Source organism: Delftia sp. PX-1 (assembly GCF_055797465.1).
This window is the reverse complement of record NZ_CP184763.1, coordinates 4,452,521-4,476,016: the sequence shown is the minus strand read 5'-3', so window position 1 is coordinate 4,476,016 and position 23,496 is coordinate 4,452,521. Positions and strand designations below refer to the sequence as shown.

At 64.3% G+C, this 23,496-nt stretch carries 24 protein-coding genes and 1 pseudogene; 19 read left to right on the top strand and 6 right to left on the bottom strand.

Going from position 1 to position 23,496, the window contains the following annotated elements; genetic code table 11:
* Positions 1–21 precede the first annotated feature (21 nt).
* From ACN20X_RS20535 to ACN20X_RS20510, 6 genes and pseudogenes are all read left to right on the top strand, one after another.
* Positions 22–423: pseudogene (locus ACN20X_RS20535) on the top strand (RHS domain-containing protein); the annotation flags it as partial.
* Entirely contained in the window at positions 424–846 is a 423-nt protein-coding gene (locus tag ACN20X_RS20530) for a DUF6973 domain-containing protein (RefSeq protein WP_437438709.1), read from the top strand.
* Positions 843–1,160: a hypothetical protein gene (locus tag ACN20X_RS20525; RefSeq protein WP_139223910.1), complete on the top strand. Its 318-nt coding sequence runs from the start codon at positions 843–845 to the stop codon at positions 1,158–1,160. Before ACN20X_RS20530 ends, ACN20X_RS20525 begins: the two co-directional genes overlap by 4 nt.
* Positions 1,161–1,526: 366 nt before the next feature.
* Entirely contained in the window at positions 1,527–1,952 is a 426-nt protein-coding gene (locus ACN20X_RS20520) for a DUF6896 domain-containing protein (RefSeq protein ID WP_156135986.1), read from the top strand.
* Positions 1,953–2,078: 126 nt separating this feature from the next.
* Positions 2,079–2,483, top strand: a complete 405-nt coding sequence (locus ACN20X_RS20515) for an SCO4402 family protein (RefSeq protein WP_212645269.1) — start codon at positions 2,079–2,081, stop codon at positions 2,481–2,483.
* A gap of 175 nt (positions 2,484–2,658) precedes the next feature.
* Entirely contained in the window at positions 2,659–3,060 is a 402-nt protein-coding gene (locus tag ACN20X_RS20510) for a hypothetical protein (protein ID WP_012206277.1), read from the top strand.
* A gap of 19 nt (positions 3,061–3,079) precedes the next feature.
* On the opposite strand, the gene ACN20X_RS20505 is transcribed toward ACN20X_RS20510, so the two are convergent.
* Entirely contained in the window at positions 3,080–3,826 is a 747-nt protein-coding gene (locus tag ACN20X_RS20505; RefSeq protein ID WP_016454668.1) for a hypothetical protein, read from the bottom strand.
* Between the two features lie 59 nt (positions 3,827–3,885).
* Positions 3,886–4,104, bottom strand: a complete 219-nt coding sequence (locus ACN20X_RS20500; protein WP_016450629.1) for a DUF7661 family protein — start codon at positions 4,102–4,104, stop codon at positions 3,886–3,888.
* A gap of 180 nt (positions 4,105–4,284) precedes the next feature.
* On the opposite strand from ACN20X_RS20500, the gene ACN20X_RS20495 reads away from it, so the two are divergent.
* From ACN20X_RS20495 to ACN20X_RS20465, 7 genes are all read left to right on the top strand, one after another.
* Positions 4,285–6,633 carry a bifunctional salicylyl-CoA 5-hydroxylase/oxidoreductase gene (locus ACN20X_RS20495; protein ID WP_016454669.1) on the top strand — a complete coding sequence of 783 codons (2,349 nt, stop codon included), beginning with the start codon at positions 4,285–4,287 and terminating at the stop codon, positions 6,631–6,633.
* Between the two features lie 159 nt (positions 6,634–6,792).
* Positions 6,793–7,596: an SDR family NAD(P)-dependent oxidoreductase gene (locus ACN20X_RS20490; RefSeq protein WP_016454670.1), complete on the top strand. Its 804-nt coding sequence runs from the start codon at positions 6,793–6,795 to the stop codon at positions 7,594–7,596.
* A gap of 42 nt (positions 7,597–7,638) precedes the next feature.
* Positions 7,639–8,496, top strand: a complete 858-nt coding sequence (locus tag ACN20X_RS20485; RefSeq protein WP_012206272.1) for an enoyl-CoA hydratase family protein — start codon at positions 7,639–7,641, stop codon at positions 8,494–8,496.
* Between the two features lie 2 nt (positions 8,497–8,498).
* A complete protein-coding gene (locus ACN20X_RS20480; RefSeq protein ID WP_047219541.1) occupies positions 8,499–9,668 on the top strand; it encodes an acyl-CoA dehydrogenase family protein in 1,170 nt (389 codons plus the stop codon).
* Between the two features lie 41 nt (positions 9,669–9,709).
* Positions 9,710–11,350, top strand: coding sequence for an AMP-binding protein (locus tag ACN20X_RS20475; RefSeq protein WP_016454672.1), 1,641 nt, complete (start codon positions 9,710–9,712; stop codon positions 11,348–11,350).
* 9 nt (positions 11,351–11,359) lie between these two features.
* Positions 11,360–11,812, top strand: coding sequence for an acyl-CoA thioesterase (locus tag ACN20X_RS20470; protein ID WP_047219543.1), 453 nt, complete (start codon positions 11,360–11,362; stop codon positions 11,810–11,812).
* Positions 11,813–11,816: 4 nt separating this feature from the next.
* A complete protein-coding gene (locus tag ACN20X_RS20465) occupies positions 11,817–12,221 on the top strand; it encodes a RidA family protein (RefSeq protein WP_016450636.1) in 405 nt (134 codons plus the stop codon).
* 66 nt (positions 12,222–12,287) lie between these two features.
* Here the strand turns inward: ACN20X_RS20465 and ACN20X_RS20460 are convergent, their stop codons facing one another.
* On the bottom strand, positions 12,288–12,566 hold the full coding sequence (locus ACN20X_RS20460) for an H-NS histone family protein (RefSeq protein WP_016450637.1): 279 nt from the start codon (positions 12,564–12,566) through the stop codon (positions 12,288–12,290).
* Positions 12,567–13,332: 766 nt separating this feature from the next.
* Here ACN20X_RS20460 and ACN20X_RS20455 point away from each other — a divergent pair.
* The 6 genes from ACN20X_RS20455 (at position 13,333) to ACN20X_RS20430 (ending at position 20,378) form a co-directional block, all read left to right on the top strand.
* Positions 13,333–13,947 (top strand): TetR/AcrR family transcriptional regulator, encoded by a 615-nt coding sequence (locus tag ACN20X_RS20455; RefSeq protein ID WP_016450638.1) that lies wholly within the window; start codon positions 13,333–13,335, stop codon positions 13,945–13,947.
* A gap of 132 nt (positions 13,948–14,079) precedes the next feature.
* Complete coding sequence (locus tag ACN20X_RS20450) at positions 14,080–14,433, top strand: hypothetical protein (RefSeq protein WP_016450639.1); 354 nt, start codon at positions 14,080–14,082, stop codon at positions 14,431–14,433.
* Positions 14,434–14,549: 116 nt separating this feature from the next.
* Positions 14,550–16,745 carry a TonB-dependent siderophore receptor gene (locus ACN20X_RS20445; protein ID WP_043792450.1) on the top strand — a complete coding sequence of 732 codons (2,196 nt, stop codon included), beginning with the start codon at positions 14,550–14,552 and terminating at the stop codon, positions 16,743–16,745.
* A gap of 8 nt (positions 16,746–16,753) precedes the next feature.
* Positions 16,754–17,593 (top strand): ABC transporter ATP-binding protein, encoded by an 840-nt coding sequence (locus ACN20X_RS20440; protein WP_473209822.1) that lies wholly within the window; start codon positions 16,754–16,756, stop codon positions 17,591–17,593.
* The gene (locus ACN20X_RS20435; protein WP_016454676.1) at positions 17,590–19,017 is read left to right on the top strand and encodes an ABC transporter permease; all 1,428 of its coding nucleotides are present in this window, start codon (positions 17,590–17,592) and stop codon (positions 19,015–19,017) included. Before ACN20X_RS20440 ends, ACN20X_RS20435 begins: the two co-directional genes overlap by 4 nt.
* Positions 19,014–20,378, top strand: a complete 1,365-nt coding sequence (locus ACN20X_RS20430) for a DUF3526 domain-containing protein (protein ID WP_016454677.1) — start codon at positions 19,014–19,016, stop codon at positions 20,376–20,378. Before ACN20X_RS20435 ends, ACN20X_RS20430 begins: the two co-directional genes overlap by 4 nt.
* Before the next feature lie 100 nt (positions 20,379–20,478).
* Here ACN20X_RS20430 and ACN20X_RS20425 read toward each other — a convergent pair whose 3' ends face one another.
* From ACN20X_RS20425 to ACN20X_RS20415, 3 genes are all read right to left on the bottom strand, one after another.
* Positions 20,479–20,904: a Fur family transcriptional regulator gene (locus ACN20X_RS20425; protein ID WP_016450441.1), complete on the bottom strand. Its 426-nt coding sequence runs from the start codon at positions 20,902–20,904 to the stop codon at positions 20,479–20,481.
* A gap of 731 nt (positions 20,905–21,635) precedes the next feature.
* The gene (locus ACN20X_RS20420; protein WP_016454678.1) at positions 21,636–22,412 is read right to left on the bottom strand and encodes an SDR family oxidoreductase; all 777 of its coding nucleotides are present in this window, start codon (positions 22,410–22,412) and stop codon (positions 21,636–21,638) included.
* A 105-nt stretch (positions 22,413–22,517) separates the two neighbouring features.
* Complete coding sequence (locus ACN20X_RS20415; RefSeq protein WP_016450439.1) at positions 22,518–23,405, bottom strand: LysR family transcriptional regulator; 888 nt, start codon at positions 23,403–23,405, stop codon at positions 22,518–22,520.
* Between the last annotated feature and the right edge of the window lie 91 nt (positions 23,406–23,496).

The following is a 23,496-nucleotide window of genomic DNA, read 5'->3' as shown; positions in this document are numbered from 1 at the left end:
ACGCGTGCAGATCGCTTGGTCATGTTGGGTATCCACGACGAGCACACCATAAAAATGCTGCAGGAGATGCGCAAGTAACTGCAAAAGCAGGAGCGAGCGCGACAGGGCTCCGTAGCCATCCATCATTACAACTGCGACCATCTGGGCACGCCCATGGCCCTGACGGACCAGACCGGCCAAGTGGCCTGGGCCGCAAAGCTGGACCCCTGGGGCAATGTGCTGCAGGAGTACAACCCGCAAGGCATCCACCAGGCAATCCGGCTGCCGGGGCAGCACCATGAGGGGCTGTATTACAACCGGCATCGGTATTACGATCCGGTGGTGGGGAGTTATGTGAATCAGGATCCGATTGGGTTGGCAGGTGGGGTCAATAAGAATATTTATGTCAAAAATCCAAACAAAGGCATAGATCCACTAGGTTTGATGGAAGAGCTGAGTCATATATGGAATATCGGGCCATGGGATGCTCTTAGTACAAGATCTGATAATAAAGATGCCCTGTCTACAGCTCAGAGAAAATTTCCAAGAAATGAGTTGCACAATGGAAAGGGCGATGCATTCCGTCATTGTTATTGGTCTTGCATTATGAGCTTAAGGATGGGGGTAGACCAGGCGAAATCTGTTGGCGATACTCACGAGGAGTATGGAACAAAAGCAGGTCAAGCAAAAAAGGAGGAAATAATGGATTTGCACAACAATCAAAAAGGCAGAAATTGCTCGCTATCTTCAAAAACAAAAAATGACTGTGAAAATAAATGCCAAGATAGTCTTGATGATGGCAGTCTATGGTTTATAGATAAAGATTCTGGCGCGCTCACCACAAGCCAAGATTGGCAAATTCCATGAAAATTAAATTAACAGCAATTATTATTATTTCAATAATATTGAGTTGGTATTTCTTTAAAAAAGATGATTTTAGTTATTATATAAATAGAGATTACGATTTTGTTTGCATATTTCCGCCATATACGCCCAAATTATTTATTATTGAGGATTTGAAGAAATATTCAAATAATATAAAAGATAATATGAAATATAAAGAATCAATGGATGACGGAATTTTTACTTATTTCTTTATAAAAAATAAAGAAATAATTTCTTCTGGTGAAGAAATGGTGATAAATAATTCGATGGGTAAATATGGGTGTTTTGGTAAATAAAATATTACCATGATTTAATATTCCGTGGGATAAAGACTAGTGCCAAGTGGCATAGATTTTTCTTGGCTAATGCACTCATGCAGTTAAGCGAGACTTTTGATATTGCATCTATGCAAAGGTGGGTGTGCACGTCGATCTATAACATTTCAGCAGGCCGGTAACAGCGCTATCCACCACTACCACTGCCATTGCGGCCACTCGGGCACACCAATAGCCCTGACGGACCGGCGAGGGCCAGCCAAGCTGTATCCCTGGAGCAATGCGCTGCAGTAATACAACCCGCAGGGCATCCACAAGGCGATGCGGCTGCTTTGGGCACGCTTAAGACGCCGCCGTTGCTCGTTCAAATAGAACAAGGTATTGATTGTGGTAGATTATTCCCTTATCAAAAATATTGCTTTTGGCATAAAAAAATATGTAGAAAAACAGGAGATTCTACATCTTTCTTTCATGAGAACCCATAGTGATCTTGTGAAGCTATCAAATATAGAATTTCTTCCTCGCAGCGGATTTGTTTTTGATGAGGAGATGAATAAGTGGGAATTTAAAAAGCATGGATGTGGTTATGAGTTCTCTCATGAAGGTGCGGTTATTGATATAAATGATTATTTCCTGTCGAATGGAGATTTTTTTAGCGCAAATAGATTATTCTTCTATTTTGAATCGATTGGATTTAATTTCAAAAACCAATATGCTGATGATGCAATTAAATCAGCCTTGATTTATTTGGAATCTACAGGAGAGATCGTGAAGGTGCTGCCGACGGGGTATTATAAGTTACTTTCATCTTAATGCTGTCATTAATTTAATTGTTAATCTAGTTAATAAAGGGGATAAAATCTTATTGATTTTATAAAATGCATAACAAGCTCCAGGGCTACTCACAATCGGCGGGTAACAGGATAGGAAGATATTGAGATGCCTCGCTTGAAATATCCTGAAATGAGAATGGAATTGCTCGGATATTTGAGGAAACTCAAGGATTTGAAGTATCAGATGAAAGCCTGGGTGAATCAGGAATTTCCTGCAGACGTTCAATACGACCATCTTGATTTGGCCATACATTTCATTTTTGACGATACGGATCTTGGCAGTGATGCTCGTATGGCGATCGGTGAAATTCTTCTCGATGAGCAGGAGGCATCGCTGATGGGGCAGTTGGTGGATGCCATCAATGCCGTCTTTGAGGCGTACGGCACGGACATGCCGGAAAGCTTCAACATGCAAGTTGGCGAATGGACGAGAGTGGAGGCCTGTGCCGAAAGGGCGTTCGATTGTCTGGAGGGGAGCAACGCCGCTGGCTGCCCCGAGCCGCTGGATTGACACGGGCATGCCTGCCAGCCGACTAGCCGGGGCAAGGCCATGGCTGATCGTGATGTCCAGTCGGTGGTGAAGAGTACCGTAGCGTTTCCAGGTTCGTGGAACAGCAAGATGTTTTCCACTGGTAGCCCGTCCCCCAAACCTGCCGGACAATCCATGGAAACCGAGGCCCCGTTTCATGACAACTTCAACCCCCCTTCCCGAACCCGAATTGAGAGCCTTCGCCGCAGCGGCGGCCGAGCAGCAGCGATGCGCGGACTGCGCTGTGCTGTGGAGGCCGGGCTGGGAGTCCTTGTCGGGGGCGGACAAGACTTCGCATCTGCAGCAGGTTGGTGCGCTGGGCACGCCGGAGACGCGGGAACTGCTCGATGAATATCACCCACAGGGCACGAACCAGTGGTCACCGGATGCCCCCATCGCCCTGGGCTGGCACCCGTACAACCGCTGCACGCTCTGGCGCTGCCACCATTGCAATGCCGCCTTTCTGCGCTACACGGAATACGGCGGCTACTACCAGGACGATCGCATCCGGCCGCTGCTGGCGCATCTGATCGTCACGCCCGAGCAGGGCCGCGTCTGAGCGGCGCTGCTCGGCCGGCTCAGGTCCAGTCGAAGGTGAACAGCGCCGTGCGGCTTTCCGGCTCGTAGAACAGCAGGATGCTGTCCGCGCCCGTGGCGCACCAGTTGTAGCCGGCCACGTTGGCCACGTGGAAGAAGGGCTTGCCGTCGCGGGTGATGCGGATGCCGTCGTCTTCCAGTTCATCGCCCATGCCGGCGTTTTCCGCTTCGTCCAGCTGGAAGGCCGGGGGAATGGGCGGGTGGCTGGTCCAGTTGCCGTACCAGATGCCGCCGCCCAGGCTGTCCAGGTAGTCCTGCTCCACGGGCTCGCCCTTGCCGTAGCGCGAGTAGCTGGCCAAGCGGCCGTGCTCGGCGTAGTAGGCACTGGCCTTGGCGTGGCTGGCCAGCATTTCGTCGGTGTGCTCGCAGGCGTAGGCGTCCTTGGTGAACTGGCCGCCGTGCTGCGGCGCGCGCTGGAAGAAGCCTTCGTTGCCCAGGAAGCGGTAGCGGTTGTCGGGCGTCAGTTCCAGCGCAAACCAGTTGGGGGCGGTGAAGGCGTTGTGGTGGGCTTCGGTCTCATCGCCTATGCAGCCCTCGAAGGGCTCGACGGGGCACAGCATGTGGACCACGGTGCCGGCCAGTTCGGGCCGCATCAGGCCCAGGTCGATGGAGATCAGCGGCAGCAGGTGCTCTGCCAGCCAGGGCTGGTCGGCCACAAAGATGTCGGCGGCGGCGGGGAAGGGGGTGAGGCCCGGCTTCAGTTCGCGGACTTCGGTTGGCTGGGACAAGAGGGGCTCCTTGGCGGATAGAGGGGGTTGGGAATGCGGGGGGCGCTGCGGGCCGGGTGTCAGGTGATCTCGAAGATGTCCTGGTCCGATGCGGCTGCGCTCTCGTGATAGATGTCGTACAGGTACTGGGCCAGTTCGGCGTGGGTCACGTCGGCGGGGATGGCCAGCAGGGCAGGGGCACGCTTGCCGTCCGCGCCCACGTTGAAGCAGCGCCAGTGGGCGTCTGCCCGTTCGATGGCGATGATGCGGCCAAAGACATTGAAGCGGTATTTCTCCAAGCGGGTGTCTCCTGGTGAGCGGGCATCGTAACGGGAGCCGGTGGCATATCCGTGTTCTCCCCATGTCCGTGGTGGCGGTTTGTCCATATATTTCAAACCTAAACTATTCAGGCCTAAAGTGATTGGGCACTGTTGCTGAACCTGGGGCGCCTGCCGCCCGTCGAGAAAAGGGTTTGCGGTATGAAGATCGTCTGTATCGGTGGAGGTCCCGCCGGCCTGTACTTCGGCCTGCTGATGAAGCTGCAGGACCCCGCCAACGAGGTCACGGTGGTGGAGCGCAACCGGCCCTACGACACCTTTGGCTGGGGCGTGGTGTTCTCGGACGCCACCATGGACAACCTGCGCGAGGCCGATCCGGTGTCGGCCCGCACGATTGGTGACGCCTTCAACCACTGGGACGATATCGACATCCACTTCAAGGGACGGAGCCTGCGCAGCAGCGGCCATGGTTTCATCGGCATAGGCCGCAAGAAGCTGCTCAACATCCTGCAGGCGCGCTGCGAGGACGTGGGCGTGAAGCTGGTGTTCGAGAACTTCGTGCAGGACGACCAGGCGATGGCGCGCGAGTACGACGCCGACCTGGTCATCGCCTCGGACGGCATCAACAGCCAGGTGCGCACGCGCTATGCCGATACCTTTCGGCCCGATATCGACCAGCGCCGCTGCCGCTTCGTGTGGCTGGGCACGACCAAGGTGTTCGATGCCTTCACCTTCGCCTTCGTGCAGACCGAGCACGGCTGGTTCCAGGCCCATGCCTACCGCTATGAAGACGGCATGTCCACCTTCATCGTGGAGACGCCCGAGGAGACCTGGCAGGCCGCCCGCATAGAGCAGATGAGCCAGCAAGAGGGCATTGCCTATTGCGAGAAGCTGTTCGCCCCCTGGCTGGACGGCCATGCCCTGGTCAGCAATGCCACGCACCTGCGCGGCTCGGCCATCTGGATCCGCTTTCCGCGCGTGATCTGCAATACCTGGGTGCACTGGAATGCGCTGGACACGCTGCGCGGCCCGCGCAGCGTGCCCGTGGTGCTGATGGGCGATGCGGCGCACACGGCGCATTTCTCGATTGGCTCGGGCACCAAGCTGGCGCTGGAGGATGCGATCGAGCTGGCGCGCAGCCTGCGGTCTGCGGGGGGCATCGAGGCCGGCCTGCGCCACTACGAGGAGGTGCGTAGCGTGGAGGTGCTCAAGATCCAGAACGCGGCGCGCAATTCCACGGAATGGTTCGAGAACGTGGAGCGCTATGCGGGCCTGGAGCCGGAGCAGTTCGCCTATTCGCTGCTGACGCGCTCGCAGCGCATCTCGCACGAGAACCTGCGCCTGCGCGATGCCGCCTGGCTGCAGGGCTTCGAGCGCTGGATTGCCGAGCATGCGGGCGAGACCGTGCCCGAAGGCCGCCGCCCGCCCATGCCCATGCTCACGCCCTACCAGGCGCGCGGCCTGCGGCTGAAGAACCGCATCGTGGTCTCGCCCATGGCCATGTATTCCTGCACCGACGGCGTGCCTGGCGACTTCCACCTGGTGCACCTGGGCGCGCGCGCCATGGGCGGCGCGGGCCTGGTGATGGTGGAGATGACCTGCACCTCGCCCGACGCGCGCATCACGCCCGGCTGCCCCGGGCTGTGGAACGACGAGCAGGCGCAGGCCTTTGGGCGCATCGTTGATTTTGTGCACGCGCAGGGCGGGGCGCACATTGGTATGCAGCTGGGGCATGCGGGCCGCAAGGGTTCCACCCAACTGGGCTGGCAGCAGATCGACCATCCGCTGGAGCAGGGCAACTGGCCGCTGCTGTCGGCGTCGGCACTACCGTACTTGGAGGGGCTCTCGCAAGTGCCCCGCGCCATGACCCGCGCCGACATGGACCGCGTGCGCGAGGACTTCGTGGCCGCCACGCGGCGCGCCGCGGCAGCGGGATTTGACTGGCTGGAGCTGCACTGCGCGCACGGCTATCTGCTGTCCAGCTTCATCTCGCCGCTGACCAACCGGCGCGACGACGAATACGGCGGCAGCCTGGACAACCGCCTGCGCTTTCCGCTGGAGGTGTTCGAGGCGGTGCGTGCAGCCTGGCCGCAGGACCGGCCCATGTCGGTGCGCATCTCGGCCCATGACTGGGTGGAGGGCGGCATCACGCCCGACGATGCGGTGGAGATCGCACGCCGCTTCAAGGCGGCGGGCGCCGACATGATCGACTGCTCCTCGGGCCAGGTCAGCCCCGACCAGAAGCCGGTGTACGGCCGCATGTACCAGACGCCGTTTGCCGACCGCGTGCGCAACGAGGCCGGCATACCGACCATTGCCGTGGGCGCCATCTTCGAGGCCGACCATGCCAACGCCATCATCGCCTCGGGCCGGGCCGACCTGTGCGCGCTGGCGCGTCCGCACCTGGCCGATGCCGCCTGGACGCTGCGCGAGGCCGCACGCCTGGGCGCCCACGATGTGGACTGGCCGCCGCAGTACCAGCCCGGCAAGCGCCAGTTGGAAACCAACTTCGAACGCGCCGCCGCCATGGCGCAGTTGGACGCGAAATGAAACTACACCCCCTGAGTCGCTTCGCGCCTTCCCCCTCTCTCGCTTCGCGGGAGGGGGACGACACCGTCGGTGCGGGGCGGCCCTTCCTCGGCGTCCCTCGCTGTGTGGCGCGCCGGTTTCATAGGTTGCGGGTGGCTCGCATCGCCACGGGTGATTGAAATGACCATATCTTTGAATCTTCTTGAAGGGCGCCATGCCCTGGTGACGGGCGGGGCGCGCGGCATAGGCCTGGCCTGCGCGCGGGCGCTGCTGGCGCGCGGCGCGCGGGTCACTCTGCTGGGACGCGATGGTGCAGCGCTGGAGGCTGCCGTGCGCGAGCTGGGCGGCACGGCACCGGCAGCACAGATGGTGCAGTCCGTGCAGGCGGATATTGCCGACGAGGACTCGGTGCGCCAGGCCTTCGCGCAGGCCGAGGCGGCCTTCGGCCCCGTGCAGGTGCTGGTCAACAACGCAGGCCAGGCCAGCAGCCAGAAGTTCGAGCGCACCGATGCCGCACTGTGGCAGGCGATGCTGGCCGTCAACCTCACAGGCACCTTCCACTGCATGCAGGCCGCGCTGCCGGGCATGCTGTCTGCGCGCTGGGGCCGCATCATCAATGTGGCCAGCACGGCAGGGCTGATCGGCTATGCCTATGTCAGCGCCTATTGCGCGGCCAAGCATGGCGTGATCGGCCTCACGCGCTCGCTGGCGCTGGAGACCGCAGGCAAGGGCGTGACGGTGAACGCCGTCTGCCCCGGCTACACCGAGACCGACATCGTGCGCGGCGCCGTGGCCAACATCATGGACAAGACCGGCATGACTGCGGATGAGGCCCGCACCAGGCTGGCCGAACGCAACCCGCAGGGCCGCCTGGTCCAGCCCGAGGAAGTGGCCGAGACCGTGGCCTGGCTGGCCCTGCCGGCGTCCGCCTCGGTCAACGGCCAGTCCATTGCCGTCGATGGCGGCGAGGTGATGACCGGCTGAACCCGGTCCACCCCCGTTTTCTGAATTCTTGATGGAGACACCATGAGCACCCAGCCCGAAGAACACAGCATGAAGCACCACAAGCGCCCCCTGGCCGGCTACGAGGCCAGGACCTTTGTGTGGCAGGTATCGGCCGACGGCAAGATCGGCACCATCACCCTGAACCGGCCCGAGCGCAAGAACCCGCTGACCTTCGGCTCCTATGCCGAGCTGCGAGACCTGTTCCGCGCCCTGGTCTATGCCACCGACATCAAGGCCGTGGTGGTCACGGGCGCGGGCGGCAATTTCTGCTCGGGCGGCGATGTGCACGAGATCATCGGCCCGCTCACCAAGATGAGCATGCCCGAGCTGCTGGACTTCACGCGCATGACGGGCGACCTGATCAAGGCCATGCGCGCCTGCCCGCAGCCCATCGTGGCGGCCGTGGACGGCATCTGCGCGGGCGCGGGCGCCATGGTCGCGCTGGCGGCCGACATGCGCCTGGGCACGCCCGCGGCGCGCACGGCGTTTCTCTTCACCCGCGTAGGCCTGGCCGGTGCCGACATGGGCGCCTGCACGCTGCTGCCGCGCATGATCGGCCAGGGCCGCGCCTCCGAGCTGCTGTACACGGGCCGCGCCATGACGGCCGAGGAGGGCGCTGCCTGGGGCTTCTTCAATGCCCTGCATGGCGCCGAACAGATCGGCGAAGCCGCCCACGCGCTGGCCGCCCAGCTGGCCGCAGGCCCCACCTTTGCCCATGGCGTGACCAAGAAGCTGCTGCACCAGGAATGGAACATGGGCGTGGACGAGGCCATCGAGGCCGAAGCCGAGGCCCAGGCCATCTGCATGCAGACGCGCGACTTCCACCGCGCCTACGAGGCCTTCGTGGCCAAGCAAAAGCCTGTCTTCGAAGGAAACTGAAAATGCGTGATTCCTCCTGGCTGGACTGGCCTTTCTTCGACGACGCCCACCGCACGCTGGCGCATGAGGCCGACGCCTGGTGCGCCCAATCCCTGGGCGATGTGGACCACCACGATGCCGATGCGGCCTGCCGCCAACTGGTGAAGGCCCTGGGCCAGGCCGGATGGCTGCGCTATGCCGTGCCGTCCGGCCCCGGCGGCGCCTGGGGCGGGGCCTTGCCCGAGGTGGACTCGCGTGCGGTCTGCATCCTGCGCGAGACCCTGGCCCGCCATGAAGGCCTGGCCGACTTCGCCTTTGCCATGCAGGGGCTGGGCAGCGGTGCGATATCGCTCATGGGGTCGGAAGCGCTGCGCCAGCGCTACCTGCCGCGCGTGGCGCGTGGCGAAGCCATTGCAGCCTTTGCGCTGTCCGAGCCCGATGCCGGCTCCGACGTGGCCGCCATGGCCTGCGAGGCGCGGCTCGAAGGCGACCACTATGTGCTCAACGGTGCCAAGACCTGGATCTCCAACGGCGGCATTGCCGACTTCTACTGCGTGTTCGCCCGCACGGGCGAGGCGCCGGGGGCGCGCGGCATCAGCGCCTTCGTGGTCGATGCGGACACGCCGGGCTTCTCGATTGGCGAGCGCATCGAGCTGATCGCGCCGCACCCGCTGGCCACCATCTGCTTCGACAACTGCCGCATACCCGTGTCGCAGCGCCTGGGCGAGCCGGGGCAGGGCTTCAAGCTGGCCATGATGACGCTGGACATCTTCCGCGCCTCGGTGGCCGCCGCCGCACTGGGCTTTGCGCGCCGCGCGCTGGACGAAGGCCTGGCACGCGCGAAGTCGCGCCGCATGTTCGGGCAGACCCTGGGCGACCTGCAACTGACCCAGGCCGCGCTGGGCGACATGGACACGGCCATCGACGCATCGGCCCTGCTGACCTACCGGGCCGCCTGGATGCGCGATGTGAAGAAGACGCGCACCACGCGCGAGGCGGCCATGGCCAAGATGACGGCCACTGAATCGGCCCAGGCCGTGATCGACCGCGCGCTGCAGATGTTCGGCGGGGCGGGCGTGGTCTCGGGCATGCCGGTGGAGACGCTGTACCGCGAAATCCGCGCGCTGCGCATCTACGAGGGCGCGACCGAGGTGCAAAAACTCATCATCGCGCGCGAGCTGCTCAAGGCCTGAGCGGCAGGCTGCCCATTCAACGCAAAGCCAGGGAACATCGCATGCAAGCCTCCGCCCACATCGATACTTTCGCCCGGGACAACCTGCCGCCGCCCGACCAATGGCCCGAGTTCCTGCTCGACGGCCCGGACGTGGCCTATCCCGAACGCCTGAACTGCGCGGCCGAACTGGTCGACGCCATGGTGGCGCGCGGCCATGGCGACCGCGTGGCCCTGCGCTGGAGGCAGGGCGCGGACCAGGCCGCCATGACCTATGCCGAACTGCAGGCGCTGACCAACCGCATCGCCCATGTGCTGGTGGAAGACCTGCAGCTGGTGCCCGGCAACCGGCTGCTGCTGCGCGGCCCCAACAACGCCATGATGGCCGCTTCCTGGCTGGCCGCCATCAAGGCCGGGCTGGTGACGGTGCCCACCATGCCGCTGCTGCGCGCCAAGGAGCTGCAGCAGATCATCGCCAAGGCCCGGGTGCAGGCCGTGCTGTGCGATGTGCGCCTCAAGGACGAAGTGCAGCTGTGCCTGCAGCCCGGCCATGAACACCATTGCCCGGACCTTTCGCGCGTGCTGTATTTCAACGATGGCGCAGCCGACGCGCTGGACGCCCTCGCCGCAGCCAAGCCCGACACCTTCGCCTGCTGCGACACGGCGGCCGACGATGTCTGCCTCATCGCCTTCACCAGCGGCACCACGGGCGCGCCCAAGGGCTGCATGCATTTCCACCGCGACGTGCTGGCCATGTGCGACCTGTTCCCGCGCCATGTGATACGGCCCGGCCCGGACGACATCTTCTGCGGCACGCCGCCGCTGGCCTTCACCTTTGGCCTGGGCGGGCTGCTGTGCTTTCCGCTGCGCGTGGGCGCCAGCACCGTGCTGGCCGAAAAGCTCACGCCCGAAGGGCTGCTGCAGCTGGTGCAGGATTTCCGCGCCACCATCGTCTTCACCGCACCCACCTTCTACCGGCAGATGGCGGCGCAGGCAGCGCGCTTCGACCTGTCGTCACTCAGGAAAAGCGTCTCGGCCGGTGAGGCCCTGCCGGACGCCACGCGCCAGCTGTGGAAGCAGGCCACGGGCATCGAGATGATCGACGGCATCGGCGGCACCGAGCTCATCCACGTCTTTGTCTCCAGCCCGCCCGAGGAGGTGCGCGCGGGCGCCATCGGCAAGGTCGTGCCCGGCTATGTGGCCCAGGTGGTGGACGACGACATGCAGCCCGTGCCCGACGGCACGCCCGGCCGCCTGGCCATCAAGGGGCCGACCGGCTGCCGGTATCTTGCCGACGAGCGCCAGAAGCGCTTTGTGCAAAACGGCTGGAACCTGCCCGGCGACACCTTTGTGCGCGACGCCGACGGCTATCTGTTCTACCAGGCGCGCAATGACGACATGATCATCTCGGCCGGCTACAACATCGCCGGCCCCGAGGTGGAGGACGCACTGCTGCGCCACGAGGCCGTGGCCGAATGCGGCGTGATCGGCGCACCCGACGACGAGCGCGGCCAGGTGGTCAAGGCCTTTGTGGTGCTCAAGCCCGGCTTTGCGGCCGGCGACGACATGGCGGCCACGCTGCAGGCCTTCGTCAAGGCCAGCATTGCGCCCTACAAGTACCCGCGCGCCATTGTCTTCGTGCCGGCCCTGCCGCGCACCGAGACCGGCAAGCTGCAGCGCTTCGTGCTGCGCAAGATGCCGTGAGCGCGCGCCATGGCCTCCGCCTTCGTCAGCCAGGTGCAGGTGCTGTTTCGCCATTGCGATCCGGCCGGCATCGTCTTTTACCCGCGCTATTTCGAAATGGTCAACGACCTGGTGGAGGAATGGTTCGACAGGGGAATGGGCCTGCCATTCCACACCCTGCATTTACAGCGCCAGGTGGGCACGCCCACGGTGTCGGTGCAATGCGATTTCACGGCGCCCAGCCGCTGGCACGACACGCTGCGCCAGGTATTGGAGGTGCGCCGCATCGGCGGGGCATCGTTCCAGTTCGATGTGCGTTTCGAGGGGCCGGACGGCCAGCGACGGCTGTCTGCGCGCATGACCATCGTCACCATGGATTTGCGCAGCATGAAGGCCACGCCACTGCCGGCCGATCTGCGCGAGCGCCTGCAGGCCTATCTGGTGCCGCAGGACGGTTTTACGGATTCAACGAGAACAGGATGAAGCAATGAAGACTCTGCAACCCCCGGACTGGCTGGCGCCCCGAGGCTATGCCAATGGCATCCTGACCGAGATGACGGTCGGCTCCCGGCTGGTGTTCGTCGGCGGCCAGATTGGCTGGAACGGCCAGCAGCAATTCGAGACGGACGACTTTGCCGGACAGGTGCGGCAGGCGCTGGCCAATATCGTCGCCATCCTCGCCGAAGGCGGCGCCAGGCCCGAGCACATCGTGCGCATGACCTGGTATGTGACCGACAAGCAGGAATACGTGGCGGCCTATCCGGCCATTGGAAAGCACTACCGCGAACTGATCGGGCGGCATTTCCCGGCCATGACGGCGGTGGAGGTGGCGGATCTGGTGGAAGACCGGGCCAAGGTGGAGATCGAGGTCACGGCGGTGGTGCCTGCATGACGCACCTCTGAGCATGTGCCCGCGCATGTGCGCCGCCGTGCGGGCGGGCCCACGCGCGGCAGGGACTCACTTGATTTCGAACAGGGTGCGGTCCTTGCCCAGGATCCAGTTCGGCGGCTTGCCGCGGCCGGTCCAGGTCTTGCCGGACTCGGGGTCCTGGTACTTGGCGGGGGCGCTCTTCTTGCCATCGGGCTTCCAGGGGAAGACCTGCTGTGCCGTGAAGCCAAACTCCCGGACCAGTTCCTGCACCGATGCCAGAGCCGCTTTGGACTCCAGCTTGCGGGCCTCGTCGATTTGCTGGTCGAGCAGTTTTTTCTGGGCAATCAGCTCTTGGTATGTAGTCATCTTGATAGAAGAATTTCTAAGTGCGGCTATTTGTCGAAAACTGCGCAGCAAGAACAACGACCCGGAACTCTTTACGCAATGGTCAAGGTTGGTGCATGTGCAGTGGGGGATGAAGATATCACCGTAAGTATAAATACTGATGATGTGAGCGTTCTATGAGGTGTAGACAGCTTCTTCTCATGCCTGGGCATATTCCGAGGCGATCCGCATTATATCCAGCAGCATCTTGATAACCGCCACTTTACAAAAGCTGTTGCGTCTTTGTTACATTTGCAGAGCATTGTGGTTGGCGCTTCCTCCTCTGGAGAGGGCGTGCTGGCATGCTTTTGCAGGGCAGCCGCGACGAGGTGATGGTACAAGTTCCCATTTCAGAACCGGTTGCGGGTGTTGATTTTGTTTCATCAATCGATTTTATTTATCGATTTATAAAATAAATTACATGTGATTCGATTGTGCTATTTAATCTTGCGATTAACACGCGTTGTTTCATTTGTCTTGTCGATTGGCTGGATAGATTTTTTGTATTGCGAGGATTGAATTCCTGGCCGTGGTTTGAAATATCTTCCGCCGATATCGCGTAAATTCATGAGCCGTTGATTGCCAGGCCATTGCAGTCCCGGGAATGCCTTTGTGGCTGATTCTTCAGGCGCAGTTTCGCGGCCCGGCCATGCCCGCCAGGCAGCGGGCGCGTACAGAACGCTTGATTGGCGTGCCACCAACAGCCTGTTAGCATCGCCGCACTACAACGATCCACACCCTGGCAGACATGGCAAGAAGGCAGACCAGCGCCCACGACGGCAACGAGACCCGCGAGACCCTTCTCAAGCTGGCCGCCCGCACCTTCGGTGAGCAGGGCTACTCTGCCACCACCATGCGCAACATTGCCGAGCAGTCCGGGATCGAGGCCGCCAGCATCTACTACCACTTCGCCTCCAAGGAGGAACTGGTGGACGAGGTCATGGAGCAGGGCGGCAACCGCATCATCAGCCAGCAGCAGGAGCGCCTTGCCGCGCTGGGCGCCGACGCCACGGCCGAGCAGCGTTTCCGCGCAGCCGTGCTGGGCCAGATGGCGGGCCTGATCAAGCATGGGGACTTCGCCCTGGCCCACGGCCGCCTTCTGGGCCAGTTGCCCGACAAGGTGCGCGAACGCCAGATCAAGCGCCGCGAGCGCCACCAGAAATTCTGGAGCGGCCTGCTCGAAGACCTGCGCGCCGAAGGCCGCCTGCGGGCCGATGCCGACATCCACCTGGCGCGCATCATGATCCTGGGCAGCATCAACTCCATACAGTCCTGGTTCAACCCCCGCAAGGGCTCGCTGGAGAAGGTGGCGGACCAGATCTGCGACATGTTCTTCCGGGGCGTGGGGCCCGCAGATCAATAGGCACAATGCGGGAAATCGCCAGTCGGCTGTCACATGCCTGTGCCATATTGCCGCGCTGTCTCCGGGGCCCGTGCTGAAAATGCCGGCGGACAGTTAACGATATTGAATTGTCAATAGTAAGATCGCCGTCTTATGCGTCTGCTTGTTTTGCGCCTGCTATTGCTGGCCGTGTTCTTCAACACGGCCATTGGCATGCCCCTGCACGGCGCAACGCATATCCGGCAGGCGGCGGCAGCGCCCGGCCAGGCGTTTGCCGGCCTGAACGGCTGCGAGGACAAGGCGCCGGCCGGTGAAAAGGCGGAAGCCGCGGAAGCCGTCTGCGTCTGGTGCATGGGCCATGCACCGCATGCGGCGGCCTGGCTGCCGCACTTCGGCCTGCCGCTGGCCGTGGCCGCGCCGCCTGAGAGGGTGCCGCCGCGCACCGTGGGCGGCGCCATCCCCTCGCAGAACCGCTGGGCCTTTGCATCGCGCGACCCGCCGCGCTGAATCCGCAAGCACTTTCTCCTTCTCTGCCGCCAGCACCCGTTGGTGCTGGCGGCATGTCCGTGTTTGCGCGCGCCGGCTTCTGATGCCGGCGGCATGCGCCCGTGCCCGTTTTCATCATGACTGCCTTCTCCATCCTCGCGAAGCCGCTCCCCGGCCTTCGCCCGCTGCCGCTTGCCCTGAGCGCTGCCGCTTTCTTCTCCACGCCCGTGCTGGCCCAGGGCCAGGAACAAACTGCGGCATCCGTGCCGTCAGCGCCGTCGCCCCAGGAGCAGACCCTGCTGCCTGCCGTGGAAGTCGTGGGCCGCACGGCCTCGGGCGCCTATCACACCGATGAGGCGGCAGGCGCCAAGACCGACCTGCCGCTGCGCGAGCTGCCGCAGTCGGTGCGCGTGATCACGCGCCAGGCCATGGACGACCTGGGAGCCACCAAGCTCGACGATGTGCTGGACTATGTGGGCGGCGTCTCGCGCCAGAACAACTTTGGCGGCCTGTGGGACAACATCGTCATTCGCGGCCTGCCCGGCGATCAGAACGTGGGCATGGCCACCTTGTTCAACGGCTTTTCCTCGGGGCGCGGCTTCAACGCGCCGCGTGATCTGGCTGGCGTGGAGCGCATCGAGTTCCTCAAGGGCACGGCCGCTGCGCTCTACGGCAGCAGCGAGCCGGGCGGCACGCTGAACGTCGTCTCCAAGCGTCCGCTGTGGACGCCTTCGCATTCCGTGGAAGCCTATGCGGGCAGCTACGGGCTGCGGCGCGGCGCGCTCGACAGCACGGGGCCGATTGGCGAGAACTTTGCCTACCGGCTCAACATCGCCGTGGAGGACCGCGACAGCTTCCGCGACTTCGTAGGCGCCAGCCGCCAGGTGATTGCGCCGGCCTTCACCTGGAAGCTGGGGCGCGATACGGTGCTGGAGTACTCGGGCGAGCTGCTGCGCCACAAGACGCCGCTGGACCGTGGCGTGGTGGCCGTGGGCGACCGCCTGGGCGCCATCTCGCGCAGCCGCTTCCTGGGCGACCCGCGCGATGGCGATGTGACGGTGGAAAACCGCACGCACCAGTTCATCCTCTCGCATGAGTGGAGCGCGCAGTGGCGCAGCCGCCTGGGCCTGTCCTACCGCGAGACCTCGATCAACGGCTTTTCCACCGAACCCCATGCGCTGCTGGCCAATGGCGACCTGACGCGCCAGCGGCGTTTCCGCGACTACCAGTCCGACGACATCGCCGTGCAGGCCGAGCTGCAGGGCACGGTGAAAACGGGCACCGTCGAACACGAGCTGCTGCTGGGTCTGGAGAGCTTTCGCTTCGACATGGATACGGTGATGCTGCGCGCCAACCCCACGGCGGCCAATCCCTATGCCATCAATATCTACAACCCCGTCTACGGCGGCACGCAGCCCGTGCCCACGGCCAATACCGATACCTTCGAGCGCCAGCGCAACACGGCCTTCTACCTGCAGGACGCCATCAAGCTCTCGCCCCAGTGGCGCGTGGTGGCCGGCCTGCGCATGGACCGCTATGACCAGTCGCTGCACAACCGCCGCACGGGCGCGACCACGCAGCAGGACCCGACCTCGACCTCTCCGCGCCTGGGCCTGAGCTGGCTGCCGCTGCCGCAATGGACCTTCTATGCCAACGTGGGCCGCTCGTTCCGGCCCAACGTGGGTGTCGATGTGGCCGGCGCGGGCTTCAGCCCCGAATCCGGCCGCTCCATGGAGCTGGGCGCCAAGTGGGAAAGCGCCGACCGGCGCATGGGTGCCACGGCCGCGCTGTTCGACATCCGCAAGCGCAACGTGCTGACGGCCGACCCGGGCAACGCCGGCTACTCGGTCTCGGCCGGCGAGATCCGCAGCCGGGGGCTGGAGTTCGACTTTGCCGGCCAGGTCACGCAGCGTTGGCGCCTGAATGCGAGCCTGGTGCTCAACGACGTGGAGATCTCGCGCGACAACACGCTGGAAGTGGGCGGGCGCCTGCTCAACGTGCCCAAGGTCAACGGCAGCGTGCTGGCGGTCTACGAGAACGCCTTCTCCAACGGCCAGCGCTACGGCATTGGCGGCGGCGTCACCCGCGTGGGCAAGCGCCTGGGCCAGGCCCGCACGCAGGCCGAGGCCGACGCTGGCAAGGCGGCCTTCGATCTGCCCGGCTACACCACCGCCAAGCTGGTGGCCTACTGGCGCATCAGCCCCACGCTGCGCCTGACGCTGGACGTGGACAACCTCTTTGACAAGACCTACTACACCAGCTCGTACAGCCGGCTGTGGGTGACGCCGGGCACCGCCCGCACCGTCACCGTAGGCCTTCAAGCCAAGTTCTGAGCCCCGCCATGCATCCATCCCTTCCTGTTTCTTCCAACCCCACTTCTGCCTCCACGCCCGTGCTCCAAGCGCTGGGCGCCGTGGTGGACTATGGCGAGCGCACCATTCTCCAGGGCCTGGACCTGGCCGTGCATGCCGGCGAGATCTATGCGCTGCTGGGCGCCAACGGCGCGGGCAAGACCACCACGCTGAGCCTGTTCCTGGGCTTTGTGCGGCCGCGCAGCGGCCAGGTGCGCGTGCAGGGCGTGGACCCGGTGACGGCTGCCGCGCAGGCGCGCGGCCTGATCGCCTATATCCCCGAGAACGTGGCGCTGTACGAGCACCTGAGCGCGCGCGAGAACGTGGCCTATCTGCTGGACCTGGCGGGCCAGCCCGCCAGCAGGGATGCCATCGGCCAGGCCTTGTCCGCTGCAGGGCTGGATGCGGCCGCGCATGACCGGCGCGTCTCGGGCTTTTCCAAGGGAATGCGGCAGAAGGTGGCCATTGCGCTGGCGCTGGCACGCAAGGTGCCGGCACTGCTGCTGGACGAACCCACTTCGGGCCTGGACCCGCAGGCCACGGCCGAATTCAGCCGGCTGATCACGCAGCTGCGCGGCCAGGGCGTGGCCATTCTCATGGTCACGCACGACCTGCTGGGGGCGGCCGATGTGGCCGACCGCATGGGCTTCATCGCGGGCGGCAGGCTGGTGGAGGAGGTGGCGGCCCGTGGGGAAGAGCGCTTTGACGTGCGGGCACTGCACCGCCACTACGCGGGTACAGGTACGGGTGCGAGTGCAGACGCAAACGCACACGCAGACGCAGACGCAGGCGCAGGCGCAGGCGCAGGCGTGCAGGGGGCCGCGGCATGAGCACGGCCTGGACCATTGCACGCGAGGAATGGCGCCTGCTGCTGCGCGACCGCGTGGCCGTGCTGGGCATGGTGCTGTGGCTGCTGCTCGGTGCTACTGCCGCCTTCACCGCCTGGGACCAGCGCAGCGCGGCCCAGGCCCAGCGCGAACGCCACCAGTCGCAGGTGGATCACGAGTTCGAGGCCCAGCCCGACCGCCATCCGCACCGCATGGTGCACTACGGCCATTTCGTGTTCCGCCCGCTCAATCCGCTGGCGGCCTTCGATGCGGGCATAGACGCCTACACCGGCCACACGCTGTTTCTCGAAGGCCACCGCCAGAACAGCGCCAACTTCGGCGATGTGCGCCAGTCGTCGCTGCTGCTGCGCTTCGGCCAGCTCACGCCGGCCTTTGTGCTGCAGGTGCTGGCACCGCTGCTGCTGATCTTCGTGGGCCATGCCTGCATCGCGCGAGAGCGCGAGGCCGGCACCTTGCGCGTGCTGCTGGCCCAGGGCGTGGGCATGCGGCAGTTCGTGGCAGGCAAGCTGCTGGCGCTGACGGGCGTGGCGGCCCTGGTGCTGCTGCCCGCCTTGCTGGCCCTGGCCTGGATGGCGGTGGCCACGCCCGTGCCCATCAGCCTGGTGGCCGCGCTGGCGGCTGGCCATGTGCTGTGGCTGCTGCTGTGGGCCGTGGGCATCACCGCGGTCTCGGCCCTCATGCGGCGCGGGCGCGATGCCTTGCTGGCCCTGCTGGCCGCCTGGGCCATTGGCGTGGTGCTGGTGCCCCGGCTGGCGCCGGAGCTGGTGGGCGCGGCCCTGGCATTGCCCACGCGCTTCGAGACCGACATCGCCACGGCGCGCGAGCTGGCGGCGCTGGGCGACAGCCACAATCCCGACGATCCCTACTTCGCCGCCTTTCGCGCCAAAGTGCTTGCACAGTACGGCGTGTCGCGTGTGGAGGATCTGCCCGTCAACTACAAGGGCCTGGTCGGCATGGAGGGCGAGCGGCTGACCAGCGAGCTCTTCAGGCGCCATGCCGAGGCCAGCTTCGATCTGCAGGCCCGGCAACTGCGCAGCGCCGACGGCTTTGCCCTGGTCAGCCCCTTGATTGCGCTGCGCCGCCTGTCCATGGCCGTGGCCGGCACCGACCTGCAAGGCTATCGGCGCTTTCTGGAGCAGGCCGAGCAGCATCGCTACCGCATGGTGCAGGCGCTCAACCAGCTGCAGGTGGACAAGCTCAGCTACGCGGGTGACCGTTCCAGCCGAGACAACCGCATCAGCCACGAGCACTGGCGCGGCGTCTCCGACTTCCATCACGAGCCCGATCCGCCGCTGGCGGCCTTGCGCCGCGCGGCACCCGCAGCCTGCGTGCTGCTGGGATGGCTGGCGGCGCTTGCGGCCGCCTTGCTGGTGGCCACGCAACGTCTGGGGAGGGTGGTGCGATGAGCTGGCTACCACATGAATGGCGTCTTCTGACGCGCTCGCGCCTGGCGCTGTGCGCCCTGGCCCTGCTGCTGTTGCTGTCCACGCTGGCCGTGCTGTCGGGCCTGCGCGAGATCTCGTCGCAGCGCCAGACCCTGGACCGTCTGGCCCAAATGCAGCAGCAGGAAATGGCGGCCCAGGCAGGTCGGCATGCACAGTCCGGCGATGCGGGCTCGGTGGCCTACTACGGCTTTCACAGCACCTGGGATGCACCGTCGTCCACGGCCTTCCTCGCCCTGGGCCTGCGCGATGCCGCGCCCTATGTGCTGCGCGTGCGTGCCCTGGCGCTGCAGGCGCAGCTGCATGAAGGCGAGAGCTTCAACCCCGAACTGGCGCTGGCGGGCCGCTTCGACTTCGCCTTTGTGCTGGTCTACCTGGCGCCGCTGTTCCTGATTGCACTGCTCTACGACCTGGTCTCGGGCGAGCGCGAATCGGGACGCCTGGGCACGCTTCAGGCCATGCCCGGCAGCGGGCGCCGGCTGTGGCTGCGCCGTGCGGGCCTGCGTTCGGTGCTGTTGCTGGCATGCCTGGCGCTGCCGGCCCTGGCAGGGGCATTGGCCAGCGGTGCGCAGGCGGGTGCCATCGCCTCCGTGCTGCTGAGCGCCACGGCCTATGTGGCCTTCTGGAGCGGGCTGTGCCTGGTGGTCGCCACGCTGGGCGGCAGTTCGGTGGCCAACGCCATGGCCCTCATGGGCTGCTGGGCCGTGCTGACCCTGGTGCTGCCCACGCTGGCCAATGCCGCGCTGTCGCGCGCCGTGCCCGTGAGCCAGGGCGTGGAGCTGATGCTGGCCCAGCGCCAGACCGTGCATGGTGCCTGGGACCTGCCGCGCGAGCAGACCATGGAGCGCTTCTTCCGCAACCACCCCGAATGGCGCAACACCGCGCCGCTGCCTGCGGGCTTTCACTGGAAGTGGTACTACGCCTTCCAGCAGCTCGGTGATGAAAGCGTCGCCCCCCAGTTCGCCGCCTATCGGGAAGGCCTGCAGGCGCGCCAGGCCTGGACCGGGCGCCTGGGCTGGCTGCTGCCCGGCGTGGGCGTGCAGGCCGCATTGCACCGCCAGGCCGGCACCGACCTGCTGGCGCAGCTGGCCTACCAGGACGACATTGCCGCCTTCCATGCGCGGCTGCGGACTTTCTTCTATCCCTATCTGTTCGAGGACCGTCCATTCGGCGCGAAGGACTTTGCAGCGCAGCCGGTCTTCACGGCCAGTCCGCGCCATGCGCCGCAGACCTGGGGTCAGGTGGCGATGCTCTGGGCGGTGGCTGCGCTGGCCTTGCTGGCCGGGGGCGTTGCCGCAGGCCGCGTGCGGCCGGGCAGGCGCTGAGGCAGCGGACCGGGGAAAAAGAAACAGCCATGGCGCAGGGAAGGCCTGCGCCATGGCTGTCGGCTTGCCGATGCCTGGGCCTGAGGCCCGGGGCCCGCCGCTACTGCACGTTCTGGTGGCAGTCGCTGCAGATGCCGTACATCGTCATCTCATGGCGCTCCACCACAAAGCCTTCGGGCACGATGCGCTGCATGTCGCCAAGGCAACCGGGCACGTTGAACACGCGGTTGCAGCTCATGCAGCGGAAATGGTGGTGATGGGCGCGGCCGCTGAGTTCGTAGCGCGTGGCCTCGCCGGGCAGGTCCACGGCCTGCACCTCACCGGCTTCCATCAATTGCTTGATGTTGCGGTACACCGTGGCCAGACCGATGGCCGGCACTTCGCGCTGCGCTGCGCCCAGGATTTCAGCGGGGAGCAGGGGGCGCCCAGCCTCTTCCATGACCGTGCGTATCGAACTGCGCTGGCGGGTCGAGCGTTCCATTGGCCTGAACAAGCGCTCCACGATGGGCTGAGTGTGTCTAGTCATGGTAGTTCCGTTATTTACTATAACAATCTCGAAGCGATTAATCAGTGTTCACGAACGCTCACAGCCGAAATGGAACTGTGCCTGCCTGTAGCTCCTGCAAGCATGGGGATGCAATCCCTGCAACGGTTCTTTTCTTCAAAGAGAAAAAATCACATCGGACGGACAACAGGTATTCCATTCTTGCGGTTTTGCGCGAGTATATGTCGTGAGCATTCGATGGACCTTGTGCGAAGGTTAAATACCATAGCCGTCCACAATGCTGTAATGGGATGTAATTGATCTATTGTCTGAAGAATGCTTGAAACAAGGGTTGTGCGGGACTTCGCGCAGGTCCTGAATCCGACGGTAACTGCTGGAGACGCGATGCAATGGATTGCATGGGCAGTGTATTACCGATTCAAGCAGATTGCCTCAATGCACCTCGTTTGTCCATCATCCATTCCCTGGAAGAAAGGTGCGGCCATCCCGTAATGGTTCATGTCACCACATGTCGATTCAGCATCCGGGCACCATTCGCCGCAGTTGCTTCGTCGTGAATTGCGTGGTCAGAAAACATCAGCCAGCTCCTTGGCCACGATGCGGGAATGAACAGCGAAAGCGCAAGCATCGTTTCCAGGGGAATTATTGGGGCAGGAATGCCACTTTCAAAACTCCCCTGATAAAGCCGCCGCAGGCGACCGGAAGATCCGAGCGGGCCGCCATTGCCGCGACGGCTTTGGCGGGGCTCTGCTTCAAGTCCGTTGGATGGACACACCGCCATCGACCACCATGGCCGTTCCCGTGACGAAGCTGGATGCATCCGACGCCAGGAACAGCGCTGCCGCTGCAATCTCCGCCGGTGTGGCCAGGCGCTTGAGGGCGTGCAGGTTTTCGACAAAGGCGCGTGCCTCGGGCGTGGGGGTGCTGGCGCGGCCCATGGGCGTGTCGGTGCCGCCGGGCAGCAGGGCGTTGGCCCGCAGGCCGCGGGGGCCGTATTCAGCCGCGATGACCTGGGTGAGGCCGACGAGGCCGGCCTTGCTGGCGGCATAGGCGCCCATGCCGGGCAGGCCCGCCGTGTAGCCCACGAAGGTGGAGGTGAAGATCAGCGAGCCGCCGCCGCGTGCCAGCAGGGCCGGTATCTGGTGCTTGGCGCCCAGAAAGGCGCTGGTGAGATTGGTGGCGATGGCCTCCTGCCAGGCCTGCAGCGACAGGTCGGGCAGGGCGCAGGGATCGCCCGTCATGCCGGCATTGTTGAAGGCGATGTCCAGGCCGCCAAAGCGCGCCGTGGCGGTTTCGACCAGGGCCCGGGCCAGCGGCTCGTCCCGCACGTCGCCGGCCAGCGCGATGGCCTGGCCGCCGTCCTGCTCTATCTCCGCCACCAGGGCCTGCAGTTCCGGCTGGCGGCGGGCCGTGAGCACCAGCCTGGCGCCGTGGCGTGCGAACAGCCTGGCGGCTTCGCGGCCTATGCCTGAGCTGGCGCCCGTGATGAGGGCGACTTTTCCGTGGAGTTGCTGTGACGATGGCTGCATCTGGCACCTTTTCTTTCCGTGAATGAGGGAAAGCGGTTTGTAGTGCGGCGCAGGCGCGGGCGCATCCCGTTTCTTGCACCGGTGCGGCGCCAATGCGGGCCGCACTCAGTCTTTGCCCAGGTCCAGGTGTGCGAACAGGTCGGCCAGCGTGGGCGTGGAGCGTGCGGGCCAGATGGCGCTGAGGTCCAGGCTGGGCAGGGACCGGCCATCGCGCACTTCGCAAAATCGCACGCCGCGAAAGTCCATGGAGCGTATCCAGCTGGGCAGCAGTGCCACGCCGCAGCCGCCGGCCACGCAGGCCAGCACGGTGAGGGTCCGGTTGGCCTCCTGCGCCACATGGGCTTCGTGGCCTGCCTTGCGCAGCGCGTCGAGGATGCCGGCGTGCAGCACGGGCAGCTGGGCCTGCGGGTACATGACCAGCCCGGCCTCGGCGATCTGCGCCAGGCTGACCTGGCCGTCCTCGCCGATCTGGAATTCGTCGGGCACGGCGGCCACCAGGCGCTCGCGCAGCAGCTGGCGCTCGCGCATGCGCCCGCCCACGGCCACGGGTGTGTGCATGAGGCCGATGTCGATGGCGCCGGTCTGCAGGGCCTCGGCCTGCTCGGCATTGCTCATCTCGCGCAGGATGACGCGCACGCCGGGCGCCTGCTGCCGCAGCGCGCGCAGGGCGCGGGGCAGGGTGCCGAACAGCGCCGAAGACACCAGGCCCACGGTGAGCTGGCCTGCACTGCCCCTGGCGATCTCGCGCGCGCGGCTGGCGGCGGCATCTATGCGGGCCACGCTGGTGCGCACGTCATCCAGCATGGCCAGGGCGGCCGGCGTGGGCAGGGCGCCCTGGCGCGAGCGCTGGAACAGCTGCACGCCCAGGTCTTTCTCCATGCGGGCCAGGGTCTGGCTCAGCGCGGGCTGGGCAATGCCCAGCCAGTCGGCTGCGCGGCTGACGCTGCCCTGGTCCACCACCGCCAGAAAGTAGCGCAGATGCCGGGTTTCCATATCGATCCAGTATGAATAAATCCATTTTGAAGAATGGAAATATATATCCCCCCTTCCTAGAATCCGGCCGCATACCCCCTGCGCCGCATCC